A 20,512-nucleotide genomic window follows, 5' to 3' on the forward strand; every position below is an offset into this window, starting at 1 on the left:
GTCGTGCGCGATTCGATGCTACGGTGCAAGGCTCACGCTCGCCTCGCGCTGGCGGGCGGGCCGCCCGATGGCTGGGCGGCGCAAGCGTTTGAAGAGCCGGCGGAGCCTGAAATGGCGCGGTGCGCCCTTTAACCGGTCAGCGGCGGATGCCGGGCCACGACACCTGGCGGCGCCGGTTGCGCCACAGGCTCAGGATCACGGCCAGGAACACGATGATGAAGGCGAGCAACGACCACACCGGCATGGTCAGGCCGAGCGTCGGCGGGTAGGTGGTTTCGCAAAGACCCTGGACCTTGAACACGCCTGGCAGCCAGTGCGCGAAAGGCAGGCTATCGACGATGGGCTGCAGCGTGTCGAAACCGCAGCTGTAGTTGGGGAACGCCTGCACCCAGACGAGCTTCGCGGACGCGACTGCGCCGCCTGCCGCCGAAAGCACCACGAGCGCTTCGAGCACGCGCACGCCGCGCCAGCTCGTCATACGCGCGCCGAGAAAGGCGAAGACCGCAATCAGGATCAGGAAATAGCGCCCCAGGATACACAGCGGGCACGGGTCCTGATGCTCGACATACTGGAAGTACAGGGCGCCGCCCAGGAGCGCGAGGCAGATCAGGCCAAGGAGGACCAGCAGGCCGCGCTCGCGGCGCAACAGCGCGTTATCGTCGTTCATGAGGCTCGTTCGTTCGGGTTATCTGGCGCAGCGCACGGGCGGCTGCGACGGCGTGACGGGATTCTAGCGCGAAGGTTGCGTGCGGCGCGGACGTGTCCTTGCCCCCGCGCAGGGGGGCTCAAGCGATTCCCGCTCAAATCAGCGCAGCGGCGCGAGCACGGCCTCGACGCCGCGGCCAATGGCGAGCAGCGCGTCGTCGTTGTCAGGCGCGGCGGCGAGCATCAGCCCGACTGGCGCTGCGCCGTAGTGGTGGCATGGCAGCGAGAGCGCGCACGCATCGAGGAAGTTGAACGCGCTCGGGTTGCGCAGCACGAGTGCATTAGTGCGCGCGAAGACATCGTCGTCGGCGGCAAGCGGGGCGACGGGCGGCGGCGCGATGGGGACAGTCGGCGCGATCACGGCGTCGAAGCGCGACCAGAGCGTAGCCTGCGCCTCGGCCATGACCGACGCGCGCGCGGCGATCAGATCCAGATAGTCGACGGCCGTCGCGTGCTCGCCCTTCAGGATGCGCACCAGCACGCGCGGGTCGTACTGGTCCCGATGCTTCGCAATCAGCTCGCGATGCCATGCATACGCTTCCATCGGCGAGAAGCCGATGCGGTTGATCTCGGCGAAGCGCTCGAAGGCGGCGAAGCGGACTTCGCTCACGATCGCGCCGGCGGCATCCAGATGCTTGAGCGCCGTATCGATCGTTTCCGCGACTTCGGGGTCCACGTCGTCGGTCACGTAGTGGGTCAGCACGCCGAGGCGCACGCCTTCGAGGTGGCGCGTGGCCGGCACGTGCGGCGCGAGCCCGGCGAGCACGCGGTCCGTGAGCGCGCAGCACGCCACCGTGTTGCCGATCGGGCCAAACGAGTCGAGCGTGGTGGAGAGCGGCACGCCGCCCGTTTTCGGAATGCGCCCGGCGGTGGGCTTGAAGCCCGTGAGACCGCAAAACGCGGCGGGAATGCGAATGGAGCCGCCGGTGTCGGTGCCGAGCGCGACGGCGGCCATGCCGTCCGCGACCGAGGCCGCCGCGCCCGAGGACGAGCCGCCCGCCACGCGCGCGTCGCCTGCCACGCCGCGGCGCCAGGGCGAGAGCGGCGTGCCGTAGTGCGGATTCAGGCCGAGCCCCGAGAACGCGAATTCGCTCATGTTGGTGCGGCCGACCAGCACCGCCCCCGCATGGCGCAGCCGCGCGACGGCGGTGGCGTCCTCTTTGGCGGGCGCCGCGTTCGCGAGCGCCGTGGAGCCCGCGCGCGTGACTTCGCCCGCCACGTCGAACAGATCCTTCACCGAGACGGGGATGCCCGCGAGCGGCGAAAGCACCGTGCCGGACGCGCGCAGGCGGTCGTGCGCGTCGGCGGCGGCGCGCACGCGCTCGGCGTCGACCTCCGTGAAGACGGTCGCGCCCTGGCCGGCCGGGTCGGCGATGCGCTCGAGCGCGGCTTCGGCGAGCGCGCGGCTCGTCGTGCGGCCCGCGGCGAGATCGGCCGCGAGCTGGGCGAGGGGAGGGAACGGGGTAAAAGCGGTGGTCATGGCGGCGGAAGACTCGGTCAATGCGCGGCGGCGCGCTGCGCGAAGTTCAGCAAAGCAGGCGGGCGGCCCGCCGGCGAAGGGCGCCGAGGGCGGTCGGCGCCTGCAAGGGTCGCATCATTGTAGGTCGGCTTTTTTCCTTGCGTGCGATTTGGCTCACGCCGTGCATCGGGTAACATGCTCAGACTCGATAGCTATTTGTAAGGAAAGACCTTCATGCACCACGGAATCGGCTTCATTCAGGACCTGGCAGTCGTGATGGCGCTCGCAGGCGTCGTCACCGTGCTGTTTCATCGCCTGAAGCAGCCGGTCGTGCTCGGCTATATCGCGGCGGGCGTGATCATCGGGCCGTACACGCCGCCGTTCCAGCTCATTCACGACGAGCAGACCATCCAGACGCTCGGCGAGCTCGGCGTGGTGTTCCTGATGTTCTCGCTCGGCCTCGAATTCAGCCTTCGCAAGCTCTTCCAGGTGGGCGCGACCGCCATCGTCGCGGCGCTCTCGGAAATCGTGCTGATGCTGTGGATCGGCTACGAGATCGGTCGCGCGTTCGGCTGGGCCACGATGGATTCCCTGTTCCTCGGTGCGATTCTCGCCATCTCTTCGACCACGATCATCGTCAAGGCGCTCTCCGATCTCGGCGTGAAGCGCGAGCCGTTCGCACAGCTCGTGTTCGGCATCCTGATCGTCGAGGACATTCTCGGCATTGCCATGCTCGTGCTGCTGGGCGGCATCGCGCAGACGGGCGAGCTTTCGCCGGGCATCGCGCTCATCACGCTCGGCAAGCTGCTGCTCTTCATGCTGGTCTCGCTGCTCGCGGGCATCCTGATCGTGCCGCGCGTGCTCGGCTATATCGCGCGCGTGGGCAACGACGAGATGCTGCTCGTCTCGGTGCTGGGCTTTTGCTTCGGCTTTTGCCTGCTGGTCGTGAAGCTCGACTATTCGATCGCGCTCGGCGCATTCCTGATCGGCGCGGTCATGGCCGAGTCGCGCCATCTGCACCGCATCGAGCATCTCGTCGCGCCGCTGCGCGATGCGTTCTCCGCCATCTTCTTCGTGACGATCGGGCTCATGCTCAACCCGCTCGTGCTGGTCGATTACGCCTGGCCGATCGCCGTGATCTCGATTGCCGTGGTGCTCGGCAAGCTCGTGTCATGCGGCCTCGGCACCTTTCTCGCGGGCCGCGACGGGCGCACCGCCATGCGCGTGGGCATGACCGTCTCGCAGATCGGCGAGTTCTCGTTCATCATCGCCTCGCTCGGACTCACGCTGAAGGTGACGAGCGGGTTTCTCTATCCGATCGCCGTGACCGTCTCGGCCATCACGACGCTCACCACGCCTTACCTCATCCGCATTGCCGATCCGCTCTCGCAGCGCCTCGCGCGCGCCATGCCGCCCGCCGTCTCGAACGTGTTCGGCATGTACAGCCAATGGCTGCGCTGCCTCGTGCCGCGCTCGGACGGGCCGACGATCTTTTCGCTCACGAAGCGCATCGTCGTGCAGATTGCCGTGAATCTCGCGCTCGTCTCGGCGATCTTCATCGGCGTGTCGTATGGCGCGCGCTACGCGTCGCCGTTGCTTGCACACTGGATCGGCGACGAGCGCATTCAGCGCGTCGTGCTCTGGAGCGCCGCGCTCGTGCTTGCGATGCCATTTCTCGTGGCGGTGTGGCGCAAGACGCAGTCGCTCGCGCTGTTGCTCGCCGAAGTGAGTGTGCAGCCGGAAAAGGCAGGGCGCTTCACACGTGCGATTCGTCATGTGATTGCGGAACTGGTGCCCGTGGTCTCGATGTTCGGCGTGTTCCTGCTCGTGGCGGCGCTCTCGGGGACGATCCTGCCGCCCACGGGCTTCCTCGTCGGCGTGCTGGTGTGCGCGGCGGCGCTGACCATGCTGCTGTGGCGCTGGTGCGTGAGGATCCACGCGTCGATGCAGATTGCGTTGCGCGAGACCTTCGACGAGCGTCCGGATGCCTGACCTGAGCATGGTCGAGACGCCGCTGGTGTGACGGGATGTGAGCAATTGTGTGCGGGGGTGGCGGCGGCGTGCCGTGCGACGGATAATCAAAGCCTGTTCATTCGTTCGCGCGCCGCGCGCCTGACCCCACGTCATGAGCGATAACAAATCAGACCAACCCGAGGTCCCTGACGGCGCAAGCCGTCCTGCCGATGCCGGTCCCGCCGGCGCTCCCGCGGCCCCGTCCTCTCCTCCCGCCGGTTCTCCCGGCACTTCTGCTGGTTCTCCCTCCGCATCGCCCTCCGGTTCACCCTCTGGGGAGGCCGCGCAACGTGCCTCGACCGACGCGCCCGAAAGCGCTTCGACCGTTACGCCCAGCGCTGGGGGGGCAGCAGCGGCTTCCACGCCCGGCGAGTTGCCGAAGCAGACGCCGGCGGGTACGACGCCGAGTATTCCGATCAGCGAAACCGCCGAGGCCGGCAAGGCCGCGCCCGCGCCGGCCCCGCATACCGAACCGGCGAGCACGGGCGAGGCGGCAGCGTCTGCTGCGCCGCAACGTCCTGGTGCCGCGCCGGCCGGCTTCGGCCAGGCACCCGACTTTACGGCACATCATCCTCCGCCGCCCGGTGCCATTCCGCCGGAACCGCCGCGCTATCTGCGCGCGAGCGATTCGGCCTGGGCGGTGTTCGGCCGCATCGTCGTGGCGCGAGCGCGGCAACTGTTCGACCGCGCCGGACAGCGCATCACGCAGCGCACGCTGCGCATCGGCGTCTCGGCGCGGATCTTCCACCCGGAGCCGGGCGCGCAAGGGCTGCGCGGCAAGACGTTGCAGTACCTGGAGGAATCGATCGCACACTGGGTGATGTCCCGGGACGTCATCGTGTTCATGATTCCGACGGTCGGGCACCAGGGGATGCTGCACCCGAGCAATATCCGCCTGCGCGATTACGCGAAGCACCTCGATGGCCTGCTGCTCCAGGGCGGCGCCGACGTCTCGCCGCAGACGTATGCGGAAATCTCGCCACGCCCCGAATGGCCGGGCGACCGTGTGCGCGACATGTACGAACTCGAACTGCTGCACGAGTTCGTCGAATCGGGCAAGCCGGTGCTGGGCGTGTGCCGCGGCTGCCAGCTCATCAACGTGGCGTTCGGCGGCACGCTTTACCAGGACATCGCGAGCGACGTGCCGACGGCCAGCGTGCACGTGAGCGAGCATTACGACCAGCATCGACACGCGGTCACGTTCCCGGAGGGCTCGACGTTCGCGACCATGTTTCCGGGGCGGCGCGAGGCGATCGTCAACTCGATACACCATCAGGCCGTGAGGAATCTCGGACGCGACCTGACCGTCGAGGCCGTTTCGGCGGGCGACGGGCTCATCGAGGCGGTGCGTTACCGGCGCTCGCCGTTCGTCGTGGGCGTGCAGTGGCACCCGGAGTTCCATCGCGCAGGCGGTCCCGAACTGCTCGACTGCACGCCGCTGCTCGACACCTTCTTGCGAACCGCGCGCGAAACCCGCTTCTGATTGCCAACCACGCTGCAACCCCATCCCGGCCGCGCGCAACCTGCGTGCGGCTTTTTTATTTCGGTCGCCTTCCTCGGAGTCCTACCTGCTTCCGAGCTCGTCGAGCCGGTATACGTAACGCAGTGCGGTAATGTCGATGCCGCCCATGCGGTCGGGCTCCGAGCCGGAATAGGTCCAACCCTGGCGCTCATAGAACGCAATCGCGGGCGTGTTGCCGTCGAGCACGTACAGATAGAGTTGCGTCTCGCCCTGGGCGCGCGCCCAGTCCTGCGCTGCGCGCATGAGCCGCTTGCCGACGCCGGTGCCCTGATGCGCCGGCAGCGCATGAAGATTGTCGAGCAACACGCCCCAGGGAGAGCCTGGCTGGCGTTCGACGCACACGAAGCCCACGGCCGCACCCGATGCAAGCTCGGCGATCAGAACGAGCCGCCGTTCGCCGCCTGGCGCCTCCATGCGCGCGCGCCAGTAAGCCGCGCGCTCGGCGTCGACTTCGCGCTCGAGAAACGCAGCGGGCAGCAGCGCACGATACGTGGCCTGCCAGCTTGCGGCGTGCATGGCGGCGAGCAAGGGAGCATCGGCGACGGTGGCCGGACGCAGCGTGAGGGCGGGGATTTCGGGCATGCGGATGGCGGACGTGTGGGCGTCTGGATCAGGGCGCGCGTCGGGGGCCGCGCGCCGAGCCCTGCTGCAAGATATTTTGCCCCATTCGAGGATATTCGCGGCGGGCTTGCCACGCATGAAAGCGTGACGAAGTGTAATCGTAATAAAAATGGAAGAAATGACTTCCGTTGATGCTTTTTGCTAGCCTCTTTTAAGGAAATGCCCGAATATCTGAGTCCCGGCGCGTACCGCACAATAAAATGCCCGCGCGCGCGCCCGCGCGACCCTCGCTTTACCGCGAGTGATTGTTTCTCACTGTCCCGCGAGCCGCTCAGGCTTCCCGGTCAGTCTCTTCAGAGAGTGTCATGTCTACCGCGTCCCACGCATCCCCAGGCGAATCGAAATTCCGGACCGTTTTCCGCGTCGTCAGCGGCAACTTCCTGGAAATGTACGATTTCATGGTCTACGGCTACTACGCTTCGGCGATCGCCCGGACCTACTTCCCGAGTGACAATGCGTTCGCTTCGCTGATGCTCACGCTGTCCGTGTTCGGCGCAGGCTTCCTCGTGCGTCCGCTCGGCGCCATCATCCTCGGCGCGTACATCGACCATCACGGCCGCCGCAAGGGCCTCATGCTCACGCTCGGCCTGATGGCGTTCGGCACGCTCGCGGTTGCCGTCGTGCCGGGTTACGCGACCATCGGCATACTCGCGCCGGCGCTCGTGCTGGTGGGGCGCCTGCTGCAGGGCTTCTCGGCGGGCGTGGAACTGGGCGGCGTCTCGGTCTATCTCTCCGAGATCGCGACCAAGGGCAACAAGGGCTTCTACGTCTCGTGGCAGTCGGGCAGCCAGCAGGTCGCCGTGGTGTTTGCCGCGCTGCTGGGCGTGCTGCTGCATCGCCTGCTGCCGGTCGAGCATATGACGAATTGGGGCTGGCGTGTGCCGTTCCTCATCGGCTGCCTGATCGTGCCGTTCCTCTTCATCATTCGCCGCTCGCTCCAGGAAACGGAGGAGTTCGCGAAGAGGAAGCATCGTCCCTCGATGGGCGAAATCATGGCGTCGATGGTGCAGAACTGGGGCGTCGTGATTGCCGGCATGGGCATGGTCATCATGACCACCGTGTCGTTCTACCTCATCACCGCCTATACGCCGACCTTCGGCAAGGAAGTGCTCAGGTTGAACGAGATCGACACGCTGATCGTGACGGTTTGCATCGGCTTGTCGAATCTCTTCTGGCTGCCGGTTTCCGGCGCGGTTTCGGACCGTGTGGGCCGCCGCCCGATGTTGATCACCTTCACCGTGCTCACGATCCTCACCGCCTATCCCACGGTGCAGTGGCTCGTGGCGGAACCGTCGTTCGGCCGCCTGCTCACGGTCGAGCTGTGGCTGTCGTTCCTCTACGCCTGCTACAACGGCGCGATGGTCGTGGCGCTCACCGAAGTCATGCCCGCCGACGTGCGCACCGCCGGCTTCTCGCTCGCCTACAGCCTCGCGACGACGATCGGCGGTTTCACCCCGGCGATCTCGACCTACCTCATTCACGTGAGCGGCAACAAGGCTGCGCCGGGGGCGTGGATGGGCGTCGCGGGCGTGTGCGGCCTGATCGCGACGCTCGTGCTCTATCGCACGCCGGAAGCGCGCAATCAGTACAAGGCGGCTTGATTTGCGGATCGGTTGATCTGCGAGTTCGCGGCAAAAGCAATGAAAAACGGGGCGCTCAGGCGCCCCGTTTTTCATTGTGCCGCTTACGCGTCGCGCAACTCGCGCGCGACCGTCTCCACGACTTCCGCCCACGCATGCGGGCGCGGCTGACGCACGAGTCGCGCGCGCGGGTACCAGGGGCTTTCGTCGGTGCCCGCAAACCAGCGCCAGTCCGCGGCGAACGGCAGCATGACCCAAAGTTTTGCGCCCAGCGCGCCCGCGAGGTGGGCGATCGACGTATCGATCGACACGACGGCGTCCAGACGTTCGATCACGGCCGCGGTATCCGCGAAGTCCTGCAGCTTGCCGCCGAGACGGTGGATCGAGCGCGCTCGCGGATGCGCGTCGAGCGCCGCGTGTTCCGCCGCGCTGAGTTCGGGCTGCAGGACGATCCAGTCGATGCCGTCGAGCGCGAAGAGCGGTTCGAGCTCGGCGAGCGCAATCGCGCGATTTTCGTGCTTCTGGATGCGTCCGGACCACGCGAGGCCGATCTTGCGCCGCGCCTGGCCGCCCAGCGAGCCGCGCCACTTGCGCCTGTAGGCAGTGCTCGCGTTGAGGTAGGGCGTGCGCGCCGGCAGTGTGTCGATGCTCGTGCCGAGCGCGAGCGGCAGCGAGAGGAGCGGGCAGTGCAGGTCGGCGGCCGGCCGCGGCGCGCCCTGCTCGACGAGCGTGACACGCCAGGCCTCGGCCGCGGGCGCGATGAGCGGCACGAGCGCGCGCTGCACTTCGAGCACGACGCGCGCACTGGCTTTCTGTGCCACGGCCACGACTTGCGGCACGAAGCGCACGAACTGGAGCGTGTCGCCGTAACCCTGCTCGGCCTCGATCAGCAGCGTGCGGCCGTTCAGGGGCTCGCCGTGCCAGCGTGGCAGCGCACTTTGCGGCGTGCGCGGCGCAATCGGTGCACTCACCTGCGGGGGCGTGGTGTAGCCCGCGCCGCGCGGTGCGTTGGCGTGCGCCTCGTCGCGTGCGGCCGGATCGAGCCGCCATTCGTACCCGGGCAGTCCACGCCGGAAGTCGCCGAGCGTGAGCCACGTGAGCGCGCGATTCAAATGCGCGGCGGCCAGATCGGGCCGCACGCGCAGCGCTTCGTCGAAGGCGCGCAGCGCGGCCGCATGGCGGCCGAGCGCGTGATGCGCCACGCCGAGCGCAAGCCAGGCGAGGGCAAATTTCGGATCGAAGCCGATCGCGCGCTCGTAGGGTCCGATGGCAGCGTCGTGGCGGCCGAGCGCGGCGAGCGCGTTGCCGAGCCCGAAGAGGGCAGGCCCGAAATGCGGCTGCAGCGAAAGCGCCGTTTCGAAGGCGGCCACGGCCTCGGTGTGATGGCCGGTCGCATCGAGCGTATTCGCAAGATTGAAATGCGCGGCGACGAAGCGCGGCTGCACGCGCAGCGCCTTCTGGAACTGTTCGATCGCGCTCGCGCTGTCGCCAAGCGCGTTGAGCGACATGCCGAGATTGTTGTGCGCCCCTGCATGGCCCGGGCGGATCTTGAGCGCGCGGCGAAACGAGTCGGCGGCTTCGGTATGGCGGCCGAGCGCGTGCAGCGCGTTGCCGAGATTGTTGTGCGAGGAGGCGTCGCCGGGCTGCAGGCGCACGGCCTGGCCGAACGCGTACATCGCGTCCTCGTGCCGGCCGATCGCCGCATAGGCGTTGCCGAGGTTGTAATGCGCGAGGGCAAAGGCGGGTGCGAGCGTGAGCGCGTTGCGAAAGCGCTCGATCGCGCCTTCCAGTTCGCCGAGTGCCTTGAGCGCGTTGCCCAGGTTCAGCTGGAGCGCGGCGTCGTCAGGGCGCAAGGCGACCGCGCGACGCACGAGGTCCGCGGCTTCGGCGTGCTGGCCTCGCTGATGCCGCAGCACGCCGAGCAGATGCAGCGCATCGACGTGCACGGGATCGGCGGCGAGCGTCGCGCGGTAGTCGCGCTCGGCGTCGTCCAGCCGGCCGTCGCGATGTGCGGCGTACGCGCGGACAAAAAGCTGTTCCATGACTGAAGAAGCAAAACGATCGAGACACAAAGGCGGCATTTTCCCACACTCGCGGACCCGTTCCCGAAGTTGGCCGAATGTTGAATGAAAGTTGACCTGCCGCTGTTGCCGAACTAACATATGAACATCTGTTCATACGTGATATGTTTAGTCATGACCCCAGTTTCCGATGACGAGCGCATCGTACCGCTCGCCGACCTCTTCCGTTTGCTCGGCGACGCAACGCGTCTGCGTATCGTGCTCGCCTGTGTCGAGGACCGGATCGCCGTGGGGGCGATCGCCGACACGCTCGGTCTGTCGCCGTCGCTCGTGAGTCACCATCTGCGGCTTTTGCGCGCTGCGCGCGTCGTGCGCGCCGAACGCGAGGGCAAACAGGTGTTCTACACGGCCGCGGACGCGCATATCAGCGCGATGATCGCCGGCATGCTGGAACACGTGGCCGAGCCCTCGGCGCAATGGCAGGAGGGCGCATGAGCGCAGCGGATCACGAACACGCGCATGACGGCGAGGGCGCCGGGAAGCACGAGGGCGAGCACGACCCTGCGCACGACGCCCACGCGCCGCACGGACAGGCTCACGCGCACGGCCACCATCACCATCATCACGCGAGCGTTGCGGGCCACGGCCGCGCGTTCGCCATCGCCGTCGCGCTAAACGTCTTCATCGTCGTCGTCCAGGCGGTGTATGGCGTGCTCGCGCATTCCACCGCGCTGCTCGCCGACGCCGGCCACAATCTCTCCGACGTGCTCGGCCTGCTGCTCGCCTGGGGCGCCGGGTGGCTCGCCATGCGCCGTCCGTCGGCGCGCTTCACGTTCGGGTTCGGCAGCTCGTCGATCCTCGCCTCGCTCGCCAACGCCGCGCTGCTCCTGCTCGCGTGCGGCGCGATCCTCGCGCAGGCGCTTGGCCGGCTGTTCCATCCGGCGCCGGTCGCGGGCTTCGACGTGTTCGTCGTGGCGACCATCGGCATGGTGGTCAACGGTTTTTCGGCATGGCTTTTCATGCGCGGGCAAAAGGACGACCTGAACATTCGCGGCGCCTTCCTGCACATGGCCGCCGACGCCGGTGTTTCCGCCGCGGTGGCCGTGAGCGGTCTGCTGATTCTTGCGACCGGCTGGAGCTGGATCGATCCGCTCATGTCGATCGCCGTGGTGCTCGTGATCGTGTACGGCACCTGGGGGCTGTTGCGCGAGTCGGTGCGGCTTGCCCTCGCGGCCGTGCCCGAGAACGTCGACATCGTGCGCGTGCGCGGCTTCCTTGTGCAGCAGGAGGGGGTCGTCGACGTGCATGACCTGCACGTCTGGGCGCTTTCGACCACGGGCTGTGCGTTGAGCGCGCACCTCGTGATGCCGGCTGGGCACCCCGGCGACGCCGCGCTCGATCATATGGTCGAGTCGCTCCAGGTGCGCTTCGGCATGCGGCACGTGACGTTGCAGGTGGATCTCGGCACGAGCGAGCATCGCTGCGCACTGGAGATGCCGGACGTCGCGCACAGGCACACGCCAACGCGCGGGCATCCGCACGCGCACTGAAGCGCGGCCATTCGCGCAGCGACTTCCCGCTCGATTCAAAGCGCATTTGATGCGCTGCCGCGCGACCGGTCCCGGCGCGGGCGATACACTAAGGGCCTGCTCACATGAATAACAGGCTTGCGCTGGCCACCAGAAGGGCCGAGCGCAAGGATGCGACGAAGCGAATACTCAACGTATTCGTGAGGAGCATGACGCAGCGATCGGCCCTTCTGGTGGCCAGCCCCTGTAATGCAATTAGTTGGTTTTGGGGAACGTGCCTTGCCGGCCGCATTGCAGCGTCGCGCGTCGCTTGATTGGCTCGGCCAAACGGCGCGCCGCCCTCTTTGCACTGCAGCCGGCAAGGCGCGTTCGCAAGCCTGTTACTCATGTGAGCAGGCCCTTGTATCGTGTCGAGCGCATGGAGGTCTGCATGGCCGTGGCTTCTTCTCTCGCGCCCGTGCTCATCGTGGGCGCGGGACCCACCGGGCTCGCCGCTGCGATGAGTCTTGCGCGCGCGCATATCCCCGTGCGGCTGATCGATCGCGCGCCGCAGCCCGGACGCCACTCGCGGGCGATCGGCATTCAGGCGCGCACGCTCGAGCTGTTCGAGCAGCATCGCATCGTCGAGCCGTTTCTCGAACTCGGCCACCGCGCCCATATTGCGAATCTCTATTCGAACGGTCAGCGCCGCGCGCGGCTCGACTTCGATCCGCTCTTCACGCGCTATCCCTATCTGCTCTTCATTGAACAGACGGTTACCGAACGCATCCTCGGCGGGCATCTCGCGACGCTCGGCGTGGAGATCGAGCGCGGCTGCGAACTGCTGGAGTACACCCAGGGCTCGGCCGGCGCGAGCGCGGAAGTGCGCCGCCCGGACGGGCGCGTCGAGTCGGTGCGCTGCGCTTACGTGATCGCCGCCGACGGCGCGCATAGCACCGTGCGCCATCGCCTCGACATGAAGTTCGACGGCGAGACGATGGCGCAGTCGTTCCTGCTCGCCGACCTGAGCGCGAGCACGCCCTGGTCCGACGACGAGTTCCACATCTTCGCCTCGGGCGACGGTCTCGCCGCGCTCTTTCCGTTCGGCCACGGCCGTTACCGCCTGATTGCCGATCACAAGGCCATGCTGCCCGCCGCGCCCGAAGGCACGATCCCCGTGCCCACGCTGGAAGAGTGCCGCGACATCATCCTGCAGCGCGTGCACCATCCGGTGTCCGTCTCGGACATGAGCTGGGCTTCGTACTTCAGCGTGAACAGCCGCATGGTGCGGCAGCTGCGCGTCGAGCGCACCTTCTTTGCCGGCGACGCCGCACACGTGCACAGCCCCGCCGGCGCGCAGGGCTTGAACACCGGCATCCAGGAAGCCTTCAATCTGGGCTGGAAGATCGCGCGCGTGCACGCGCGCGGCGCGCCCGAGCGCCTGCTCGACACCTATCATGCGGAGCGTTATCCGATCGAGCGGCTCGTGCTGCAGCAGACGAGCTTCATGACGCAACTGGTGGAAGCCGATCACGGCCCGCTCAAGCTGCTACGCGAGCGCGTGATGCCGGCGCTCGTCGCGCTCGGGCCGCTGCGCGACGCGGCGCGCCAGGCGGTGAGCGAGCTGTCGATCCAGTACCGCCGCAGCCCGCTCACGCTCGAGCGCGTGCTGGACGGCGGCCCTCGCGCGGGCGAGCGCGCCCCGGATGCATTCGTGCGCGTGGTGAACGGTCCGCTTGGCAAGGCGCCGGGCAAGGGGCGCATCTTCGATCTGCACGACCCGGCGTGCTTTTCGTTGTTCCTGCTGGTGGAGGGCGACGCCGACGCGGCAGCGGCGAAAAACGGTGCAGAGGTGAGCGCAATGCTCAAGCGTCTTGCCGAAGCCGTCGAGCGGCTGTTTCCGCAGGCGCTGCGAGTGTGGTGGATCGCCGATCTCGCCAATGGCGAGACGCCGCTGGCGGGCGAGGGCGCGGCAACGCTCACCGAATCGTACGGGCGCACGCGGCCCGCGTTTTATCTGATGCGGCCCGACGGCTATATCGGCGCGCGGGGGCGTCCCGCGTCGGACCTCAATGCCCTGCTGCGCCACTGCGAGACGTGGTACGCGGCTGCGGGCTTTGCCCAGGCGCCGGCGGTCTGAACCGCGCGGCGCCGTGCGTCTCATGTGACGGGCCGGCTGGCCCCGCTCAAGCCGCCGCGGGCGTCAGCGCCTCGCGATGCTTCGTGAGCGAGGCGAGCACGATCTCCGTGAAGCCCGCTTGTTCGCCATCGCCATCGAGCGCCGCGAGCAGCGTGCGGCGCATACGCGGCTCCCAGAACTTGCGGATGTGCTCCGCGATGCCCGTGAGCGCTTCCTCGCGATCGGGCAGCGAGTCGAAGAACATGCCTATCTGGTTCGCCATTTCGATCAAGTGATCCGCTTTCATCGCTTTATTTCCCTGAGGTTGTAAGCGGTTCGCGCTTGCTGAGCAGCTCGAGCTGGGTGGTGTTGAAGCGCGAGTATTCGCGCTGCCACTCCGAAGGCTGCTGCACGTGGCTGACCTGTACGGCCGTCACCTTGTACTCGGGGCAGTTCGTGGCCCAGTCGGAGGCATCCGTGGTGATGACGTTCGCGCCCGACTCGGGGAAGTGGAACGTCGTATAGACCACGCCCGGCTGCATGCGCGTGCTGACTTTCGCGCGCAGCACCGTATGGCCCGCGCGCGATTCGATCCCCACCCAGTCGCCGTCGCGGATGCCGCGGTCTTCGGCGTCCACCGGATGGATCTCGAGGCGGTCCTCCTCGTGCCAGCGCGAGTTCTCGGTGCGGCGGGTTTGCGCGCCCACGTTGTACTGCGAGAGGATGCGGCCCGTCGTGAGCAGGAGCGGGAAGCGGCGCGTGACCTTCTCCGGCGAGGCGATGAACTTCGTGATGACGAATTTGCCCTTGCCGCGCACGAACTCGTCGATGTGCATGATCGGGGTGCCTTCGGGCGCATCTTCGTTGCACGGCCACTGGATGCTGCCCATCTCGTCGATCTTCTTGTACGAGACGCCGTGGAACGTTGGCGTGAGGCGCGCGATCTCGTCCATGATCTGCGACGGATGCGTGTAGTCCATCTCGTAGCCGAGCGCACGCGAGAGCAGGATCGTCACTTCCCAGTCCGAGTAGCCGGCGATCGGCGGCATGACCTTGCGCACGCGCGAGATGCGGCGCTCGGCGTTGGTGAACGTCCCGTCCTTTTCGAGGAACGACGAGCCCGGCAGCAGCACGTGCGCGTACTTCGCCGTTTCGTTCAGGAAGATGTCCTGCACGACGATGCATTCCATCGACGAAAGCGCCGCCGCCACGTGCTGCGTGTTCGGGTCGGACTGAACGATGTCCTCGCCCTGGCAGTAGAGGCCCATGAAGGTGCCGTCGAGCGCCGCTTCGAACATGTTCGGAATGCGCAGGCCCGGCTCGCTTTGCAGCGCGACGTTCCAGGCCGCCTCGAACTCGCCGCGCACGATCGAATCGCCCACGTGGCGATAGCCCGGCAACTCGTGCGGGAACGAACCCATGTCGCACGAACCCTGCACGTTGTTCTGGCCGCGCAGCGGATTCACGCCCACGCCTTCGCGGCCGATGTTGCCCGTGGCCATCGCGAGGTTGGCGATGCCCATCACCATCGTCGAGCCTTGTGCGTGTTCCGTCACGCCGAGGCCGTAGTAGATCGCCGAATTGCCTTGCTGCGCATAGAGGCGCGCGGCGGCGCGCACCTGCTCGGCGGGCACGCCGGTCACTTCGGCCATCGTTTCGGGCGAGTTTTCCGGCAGCGAGACGAAATCGCGCCATTGCTCGAACGCGCGCGTCTCGCAGCGCTCCGCCACGAACGACTCGTTGACGAGCCCTTCGGTCACGATCACGTGCGCGATCGAGTTGATCATCGCGACGTTGGTGCCCGGGCGCAGTTGCAGGTGATGCTCGGCCTTCACGTGCGCGGTATCGACGATGTCGATGCGGCGCGGATCGACGACGATGAGCTTCGCGCCCTGACGCACGCGGCGCTTCAGACGCGAGCCAAACACCGGATGGCCGTCGGTGGGGTTCGCGCCGATCACGATAATCACGTCGGAGTGATCGACCGAAGCGAAGGTCTGCGTACCCGCCGATTCACCGAGCGTCGTCTTGAGACCGTAGCCGGTGGGCGAGTGGCAAACGCGTGCGCAGGTATCGACGTTGTTGTTGCCGAACGCGGCGCGCACGAGCTTCTGGACGAGGTAGGTTTCCTCGTTCGTGCAGCGCGACGACGTGATGCCGCCGATCGAATCGCGCCCGTGTTTCGCCTGGATGCGGCGGAACTCGCTCGCGGCGTGGTTGATCGCTTCGTCCCAGCTCACTTCGCGCCACGGATCGGTGATCTTCGCGCGGATCATCGGCTTCTTGATGCGGTCCTTGTGTGTAGCGTAGCCCCACGCGAAGCGGCCCTTCACGCAGGCATGGCCTTCGTTCGCCTGGCCGTTCTTGTGCGGGACCATGCGCACGACTTCATTGCCCTTCATCTCGGCCTTGAACGAGCAGCCCACACCGCAATAGGCGCAGGTCGTCACGACCGAGTGCTCGGCCTGGCCCAGCATCACGACGGTCTTTTCCTGCAGCGTCGCGGTCGGGCACGCGGCGACGCAGGCGCCGCACGACACGCATTCCGAGTCCATGAACGATTCGCTCGCGCCGGCGGCGACGCGCGATTCGAAGCCGCGCCCGGCGATGGTCAGCGCGAACGTGCCTTGCGTCTCTTCACAGGCGCGCACGCAACGATTGCAGACGATGCACTTCGACGGGTCATACGTGAAGTACGGATTCGATTCGTCCTTCTTGTCCTTCAGGTGATTCGCGCCGTCAAAGCCGTAGCGCACTTCGCGCAGGCCCGTCACGCCGGCCATGTCCTGCAGCTCGCAGTCGCCATTGGCGGGGCAGGTGAGGCAGTCGAGCGGGTGATCGGAGATGTAGAGCTCCATCACGTTGCGGCGTAGCTTCTGCAGCTGGTTGCTTTGCGTGCGCACCTTCATGCCCGCTTCGACCGGCGTCGTGCACGAAGCGGGATAGCCGCGACGGCCTTCGATTTCCACGAGACACAGACGGCACGAACCGAACGGTTCGAGCGAGTCGGTGGCGCAGAGCTTCGGCACGTTGATGCCGGCCTCGATCGAGGCGCGCATCACCGACGTGCCGGCCGGCACGGTGACGGACTGGCCGTCGATCTCGAGCGTGACGTCCACGTCGGCGTGAACGAGCGGCGTGCCGAAATCGGTATCGTCGAAGGGCGAGCGTTGCTTCTTTGCCTGGGACTTGCAGGCGCAATTGCCGGAACCGCAACCACCGGCTTGGGACATGAGCGTGTCGGACATGGTGGTTCCTCGTTCAGGCGGCCGCCGGTTGCTGGCCTGCTTGTTGGGCGACGGGTTCGAGACCGAAATCTTCAGGGAAATGGTTGAGTGCGGAGATCACGGGGTAGGGCGTCATGCCGCCCATCGCGCACAGCGAGCCGGACACCATCGTGTCGCACAGGTCGCGCAGCAGCGTGACCTGCTTTTCGGACGTGTCGCCCTTGCGGATCTTCGCGATCACCTCGACGCCGCGCGTCGAGCCGATGCGGCACGGCGTGCACTTGCCGCACGATTCGAGCGTGCAGAACTCCATCGCGTACTGCGCGAGTTCGGCGAGATTCGACGTGTCGTCGTGCACGACCAGGCCGCCGTGACCCACGACCGCGCCAACGGCCGCATACGCTTCGTAGTCCATGGGAATGTCCCACTGGCTTTCGGGCAGATAGGTGCCGAGCGGGCCGCCCACCTGCACCGCGCGTGCTGGACGGCCGCTGGCGGTGCCGCCGCCGTAGTCGACCATCAGCTCGCGCAGCGTCACGCCGAACGCAAGCTCCACGAGCCCGCCGCGCGCGATATTGCCCGCGAGCTGAAACGGCAGCGTGCCGCGCGAGCGGCCCATGCCGAAGTCCTTGTAGAACGCCGCGCCCTTCGCGAAGATGATCGGCACCGTGGCGAGCGTGATGACGTTGTTGATGACCGTGGGCTTGCCGTACAGGCCGGCGAGCGCCGGCAGCGGCGGCTTGGCGCGCACGATGCCGCGCTTGCCCTCGAGCGACTCGAGCAGCGCCGTTTCCTCGCCGCATACGTAGGCGCCCGCACCCTTGGCCACGAACAGTTCGAAGCGCTTGCCGCTGCCGAGCACGTCGTCGCCGAGCCAGCCGGCAGCACGTGCGCGGCGAATGGCTTCTTCGAGCGCTTCGATCGAATGCGGATACTCGCTGCGCACGTAGATATGGCCCACGGTCGCGCCCACCGCGATGCCCGCGATCGTCATGCCCTCGATCAGCACGTACGGATCGCTTTCCATGACGAGGCGGTCGGAGAACGTGCCCGAATCGCCTTCGTCTGCATTGCAGACGATGTACTTCTGGTCGGCATGCGCGTTCGCAACCGTGCGCCACTTGATGCCGGCCGGGAACGCCGCGCCGCCGCGGCCGCGCAGGCCCGACTCGAGCAGCGCTTCGCAGATATCGGCGCCGGTCATCTTCAACGCATTGCGCAATCCTTCGAGGCCGCCGTGGGCGACGTAGTCGTCGGTGGAAAGCGGGTCGGTGATGCCGATGCGCACGAACGTGAGGCGCTGCTGCTTGCGCAGATACGGAATTTGCTCGACGAGGCCGACGCTGCGTGCGTGCTGGCCGCCTTGCAGGAAGCCGGCGTCGAAGAGTGCGCCGACTTCATCGGGTTCGACGTTCGCATAGCCTACGCGGCCATCGGGCGTTCCGATTTCGACGAGCGGTTCGAGATAAAGCAGGCCGCGCGAGCCGTTGCGCACGAGTTCGATGCTCGCGCCGCGCGCGGCGACTTCGCGTTCGATGGCCTCGGCGATGGCATCCGCGCCGAGCGCAAGCGCCGAGGAGTCACGGGGAACGTAGACGCGAGTCATGCGGCCTCCTCGGTGCGCACGGTCGCGAGCGCGGCTGCGTAGAGCTTGTCGAACTTCTGCGGGGTCACTTTTGCGTGCAGCGTGCCGTTAATCGTCATGGTGGGCGAGAGCGCGCATTGCCCGAGGCAATAGACGGATTCGAGCGCGACCGGGCCTTCATGCGCGTGCGCGTGTTCGGCGTCGTGGCCGTGCTGTCGGAACCGGCAGCCGGTATGCGACTCGACGTGCTGCGCGAGCGCCTCGCTGCCCATGCTGCGGCAGGCCTCGGCGCGGCACAACTGAACCGTGACCGGCGCGGGCGGCGCAGTGCGGAAGTGGTGATAGTAGGTGATCACGCCGTGGACCTCGGCGCGCGAGAGATTCAGCGCCTTCGAGAGCGGCACGACCGTGGACGGCGGCACGAAGCCGACTTCGTCCTGGATCGCATGCAGGATCGCAAGCAGCGTGCGGCCTGGTTGTGCGTGACGCAGGACGAGATCGTCCGGCGCGCTAACAGCTGTCTCTTCCATCATGGGGCTTCTCCTGGGCATATATGCACTTGTTATTCATAAAGTGTGCATCTATGCTGCGGTTGTCTTGTTGTCTGACCGAACAATAGGCCCGTGGAAAGGCAGACGCAATAGGAAGGAAAATTTCATAATGATCAAGGTCGAGTGCCATGCGCAGCTAGTCGTGCGCGACGCGGACGGCCGCGAGGCAAGCCTGACGGACGTTGTACCGTTGCTTGCGCTCGTCGCCGAGGAAGGAAGCATTGCGCAGGCCGCGCAGCGTAAGGGTTTGTCCTATCGCCATGCGTGGGGCGTTTTGCGTGAAGTCGAGGAGCGCCTGGGGGGCGCGTTGATCGCGAAAGCGCGTGGCCGCGGCTCCGTTCTCTCCGAATTGGGCGAGGCTGTGCTGCGCTCCCAGCGCCTGTGCGGGGAGCGGCTGCAGGGCAACCTCGAGGCGCTGGCCAGTGAAGTGGCGAGCGACCTGAACCGCTGGCTCGCGCCCGACGCTCAGGATCTGCGCATCCATGCTTCGCACGGCTACGCGGTGGCGGCGCTCGTGACGGCGCTCGTCGCCGACCAGGTGCCCGTGGAGATCAAGTACCGCGACAGCGTCGATGCGATCACGGCGCTCGCGCGCGGCGAATGCGATCTTGCCGGCTTTCATCTACCGCGCGGCGATTTTCGGGCCGCCTGCGCCAACGCCTACCGGAGCTGGCTCGACCCGCAGCGGCACGTGCTCATCCATCTCACGCAGCGCAAGCAGGGACTCTTCGTCGGGCGCGGCAACCCAAAGCAGATCACAGGTCTCGCCGACCTCGCGCGCGGCGATATCCGTTTCGTGAACCGGCCACCGGGCTCGGGCACGCGCATGCTGATCGATCTGCTGCTCACGCGCATCGGCGTCGATCCTGAGCGCGTGAACGGTTATGCGTCGTCGGAACTCACGCATTCTGCGATCGCCGCATTTGTGGCGAGCGGAATGGCCGACGTGGGCTTCGGGGTTGCGCCGGCGGCGCACCATTTCGGGCTCGATTTCATTGAAATTGCCGACGAAGACTACTATTTCGCGTGTGATCGCGGCCACCTCGCGCACGAGCCGCTGGCGACCGTGCTCGGTTTGCTGCGCGGTGCGGGGTTCCGCGCATCCGTTGCGCAACTGGAGGGATACGATCCGGCGTCGTGCGGCGACGTGTTGGAACTCGAAGCCGCATGGGGCGGGCCGCTCGAGGGCGAGGCGCGGCCGTTGTAACAGAAGGCAATGGAATGGTCGGACTATGCTGCAGACTGAGGCGCTTTTTGTGATACTTTCAGTTTGTATTCGCTCTCACGTTTCAGATGCGCGCCCGTCGCGCCGATCGACCATGAAATTTGTCCTCAAAGTTGGTGCCGCGGCCGCAACGGCGGCAGTGTTGTTTGCTACGTTCAACGTTGCCTCTGCGCAGAATTCGCCGGGCGTGCCTGGCGGTATTCTGAGCGATCAGTTCAAGTTCAACGAGCATCCCCAGATGCAGTTCGCCGCTTCGGCGCCGTCGGCCAAGTATCAGCATGGCAAGCCGACTGCCGCACGCAAGCGTGGCGATCTGGGTGATCAGAACGGCTGTAATCTGCAGTGCCCGCAGGACAATTGATGATCACGGGGCGCA

The 20,512-nt window shown here is 66.8% G+C and carries 16 protein-coding genes; 8 read left to right on the plus strand and 8 right to left on the minus strand.

Annotated features, from left to right (window positions below; genetic code table 11):
- Positions 1-136: 136 nt before the first annotated feature.
- Entirely contained in the window at positions 137-667 is a 531-nt protein-coding gene (locus tag ACOJB8_RS10355; RefSeq protein WP_069262660.1) for a disulfide bond formation protein B, read from the minus strand.
- Between the two features lie 138 nt (positions 668-805).
- Positions 806-2,185 (minus strand): amidase, encoded by a 1,380-nt coding sequence (locus ACOJB8_RS10360; protein ID WP_406953954.1) that lies wholly within the window; start codon positions 2,183-2,185, stop codon positions 806-808.
- Positions 2,186-2,398: 213 nt separating this feature from the next.
- Here ACOJB8_RS10360 and ACOJB8_RS10365 point away from each other — a divergent pair, with 213 nt between their 5' ends.
- Complete coding sequence (locus ACOJB8_RS10365; RefSeq protein WP_069262658.1) at positions 2,399-4,156, plus strand: cation:proton antiporter; 1,758 nt, start codon at positions 2,399-2,401, stop codon at positions 4,154-4,156.
- A gap of 133 nt (positions 4,157-4,289) precedes the next feature.
- Positions 4,290-5,660: a gamma-glutamyl-gamma-aminobutyrate hydrolase family protein gene (locus ACOJB8_RS10370; RefSeq protein WP_342948562.1), complete on the plus strand. Its 1,371-nt coding sequence runs from the start codon at positions 4,290-4,292 to the stop codon at positions 5,658-5,660.
- An 81-nt stretch (positions 5,661-5,741) separates the two neighbouring features.
- Here the strand turns inward: ACOJB8_RS10370 and ACOJB8_RS10375 are convergent, their stop codons facing one another.
- Positions 5,742-6,281: a GNAT family N-acetyltransferase gene (locus ACOJB8_RS10375; RefSeq protein WP_342948563.1), complete on the minus strand. Its 540-nt coding sequence runs from the start codon at positions 6,279-6,281 to the stop codon at positions 5,742-5,744.
- A 344-nt stretch (positions 6,282-6,625) separates the two neighbouring features.
- On the opposite strand from ACOJB8_RS10375, the gene tcuC reads away from it, so the two are divergent.
- Complete coding sequence (tcuC, locus tag ACOJB8_RS10380) at positions 6,626-7,921, plus strand: MFS transporter (RefSeq protein WP_069262655.1); 1,296 nt, start codon at positions 6,626-6,628, stop codon at positions 7,919-7,921.
- Positions 7,922-8,004: 83 nt separating this feature from the next.
- Here tcuC and ACOJB8_RS10385 read toward each other — a convergent pair whose 3' ends face one another.
- Positions 8,005-9,942, minus strand: a complete 1,938-nt coding sequence (locus ACOJB8_RS10385) for a tetratricopeptide repeat protein (protein ID WP_475012430.1) — start codon at positions 9,940-9,942, stop codon at positions 8,005-8,007.
- Between the two features lie 153 nt (positions 9,943-10,095).
- Here ACOJB8_RS10385 and ACOJB8_RS10390 point away from each other — a divergent pair, with 153 nt between their 5' ends.
- The 3 genes from ACOJB8_RS10390 to ACOJB8_RS10400 all read left to right on the plus strand — a co-directional run bounded on the left by ACOJB8_RS10390 (position 10,096) and on the right by ACOJB8_RS10400 (position 13,569).
- Positions 10,096-10,416, plus strand: a complete 321-nt coding sequence (locus ACOJB8_RS10390; protein WP_342948565.1) for an ArsR/SmtB family transcription factor — start codon at positions 10,096-10,098, stop codon at positions 10,414-10,416.
- On the plus strand, positions 10,413-11,471 hold the full coding sequence (locus ACOJB8_RS10395) for a cation diffusion facilitator family transporter (protein WP_342948566.1): 1,059 nt from the start codon (positions 10,413-10,415) through the stop codon (positions 11,469-11,471). The genes ACOJB8_RS10390 and ACOJB8_RS10395 overlap by 4 nt, the downstream gene beginning before the upstream one ends.
- A gap of 409 nt (positions 11,472-11,880) precedes the next feature.
- Positions 11,881-13,569, plus strand: a complete 1,689-nt coding sequence (locus ACOJB8_RS10400; RefSeq protein ID WP_342948567.1) for an FAD-dependent monooxygenase — start codon at positions 11,881-11,883, stop codon at positions 13,567-13,569.
- A gap of 46 nt (positions 13,570-13,615) precedes the next feature.
- Here ACOJB8_RS10400 and ACOJB8_RS10405 read toward each other — a convergent pair whose 3' ends face one another.
- From ACOJB8_RS10405 to ACOJB8_RS10420, 4 genes are read right to left on the minus strand one after another with little or no spacing between them, the layout of a single operon-like run.
- A complete protein-coding gene (locus ACOJB8_RS10405) occupies positions 13,616-13,855 on the minus strand; it encodes a formate dehydrogenase subunit delta (protein WP_342948568.1) in 240 nt (79 codons plus the stop codon).
- Positions 13,856-13,859: 4 nt separating this feature from the next.
- On the minus strand, positions 13,860-16,796 hold the full coding sequence (gene fdhF / locus ACOJB8_RS10410; RefSeq protein WP_342948569.1) for a formate dehydrogenase subunit alpha: 2,937 nt from the start codon (positions 16,794-16,796) through the stop codon (positions 13,860-13,862).
- 13 nt (positions 16,797-16,809) lie between these two features.
- The gene (locus tag ACOJB8_RS10415) at positions 16,810-18,381 is read right to left on the minus strand and encodes a formate dehydrogenase beta subunit (protein WP_475012433.1); all 1,572 of its coding nucleotides are present in this window, start codon (positions 18,379-18,381) and stop codon (positions 16,810-16,812) included.
- Positions 18,378-18,890 (minus strand): NAD(P)H-dependent oxidoreductase subunit E, encoded by a 513-nt coding sequence (locus ACOJB8_RS10420; RefSeq protein ID WP_342948598.1) that lies wholly within the window; start codon positions 18,888-18,890, stop codon positions 18,378-18,380. The genes ACOJB8_RS10415 and ACOJB8_RS10420 overlap by 4 nt, the downstream gene beginning before the upstream one ends.
- Before the next feature lie 130 nt (positions 18,891-19,020).
- On the opposite strand from ACOJB8_RS10420, the gene ACOJB8_RS10425 reads away from it, so the two are divergent.
- Together ACOJB8_RS10425 and ACOJB8_RS10430 are read left to right on the plus strand one after the other, a co-directional pair.
- Complete coding sequence (locus ACOJB8_RS10425; protein ID WP_069262648.1) at positions 19,021-20,118, plus strand: substrate-binding domain-containing protein; 1,098 nt, start codon at positions 19,021-19,023, stop codon at positions 20,116-20,118.
- 112 nt (positions 20,119-20,230) lie between these two features.
- Entirely contained in the window at positions 20,231-20,497 is a 267-nt protein-coding gene (locus ACOJB8_RS10430) for a hypothetical protein (protein WP_342948571.1), read from the plus strand.
- Positions 20,498-20,512 lie beyond the last annotated feature (15 nt).

This window comes from Paraburkholderia sp. BR10141, assembly GCF_056155635.1.